Here is a 765-nt window from a genome sequence, read left to right on the forward strand (position 1 = left end):
TCGGCAGCCGCGGTGGGCGGACGGGTGTTCGTCGGCAGCTACGGGGGCGAGCTCATCTCCCTCGACGCCGACACGCTGGAGGTCGTGGGACGGGAGGCTGTGCACGAGGGGTCGATCAAGTCGTTGGCCGCACTCCGTGACGGTCGCCTCCTGTCCGCCTCCACCGATCACTGTGTGTCCGTCTCGGACGGTCGCGCCCTGACCCGGCGGGACCTCTGGCGGCACGGCAACCTCGTCAACGCGGTGGCGCAGCTCGACAGCTTCCTCGTCGCCAGCGCCTCTCGCGACCGAACAGTTCGGGTCGGAGAGCTGCCGCCCCCGGGCGTCGACGCTCGGCCGCAGGTGCTGCTCGGCCCGGACGAGTCGATCAAAGCCGTCGCGATCCTCGGCTCCGCCGATGAACCGGTGGTGGTCGCTGGGTCGTACGACTTCGGGCTCTACGTGTGGCGGGTCGATCTCGGCGGTGGTCCGCCCGGCCAGCTCACGACAGGGACCCGGTTCGACAGCCTGCACCAGGCCGTCTCCGCGATCGCGGCCGCCGGGCCCGACCAGTTCGTCGTGGCCGGATGGGACCGACAGATCCGCCGCTACGAGACGTCGGCCGACGGGATGCCCCACGTGGCCGCCGCCACGACACTCGGGTACGAGACGTGAGCACGGCGCCAGTCGGGGTACGGACGCGCGTCCCGTGCCGGTTGCAGCCTCGGCCCTGGCTGTGCGTGGAGGCTGAGATCATCAGCTTCAACAACCTGCCCTCCGGAGCCG

At 71.1% G+C, this 765-nt stretch carries 1 protein-coding gene; it reads left to right on the top strand.

The window, feature by feature from the left end; all coding sequences use genetic code 11:
• A partial coding sequence (locus Q0L15_RS22955; protein ID WP_296607176.1) for a PQQ-binding-like beta-propeller repeat protein occupies positions 1–654 on the top strand: 654 nt, incomplete at its 5' end.
• Positions 655–765 lie beyond the last annotated feature (111 nt).

It is taken from the genome of Nocardioides sp. (assembly GCF_024509035.1).
Taxonomy (GTDB): domain Bacteria; phylum Actinomycetota; class Actinomycetes; order Propionibacteriales; family Nocardioidaceae; genus Nocardioides.